Source organism: Staphylococcus pasteuri (assembly GCF_030547725.1).
Classification (GTDB): Bacteria; Bacillota; Bacilli; order Staphylococcales; family Staphylococcaceae; genus Staphylococcus; species Staphylococcus pasteuri.
The window spans coordinates 1-283 of record NZ_JAUOQO010000247.1; the positions used below are offsets into that span (position 1 = coordinate 1).

General features: G+C 53.0%; 1 protein-coding gene. It reads right to left on the reverse strand.

From position 1 onward, the window contains the following. The coding region (locus tag Q4528_RS13555; protein WP_303522057.1) for a GGGtGRT protein at nt 1-253 on the reverse strand (253 nt) is incomplete at its 3' end. Between the last annotated feature and the right edge of the window lie 30 nt (nt 254-283).

Sequence of the window (283 nt, forward strand, 5' to 3'; positions counted from 1 at the left end):
CTGAGGATGAACCAGCAAATTGCGCATCGCAATGCATTCTGCCCATGGTGTCGGTTAAACCATAAGAGGCTGGGCCAGCGCCTACGTTGTCGGGGTGCATAGTGCGGCCAGTGCCGCCGCCCGACGCTACCGAGAAATACTCTTTACCTAATAACAAACGCTCTTTTTTGTAGGTTCCCGCTACGGGGTGCTGAAAACGCGCGACATTGGTGGAGTTACCAGTAATGGATATATCTACCCCTTCGTGATGCATTACCGCACCGCCTTCTACTACATCGTCGGT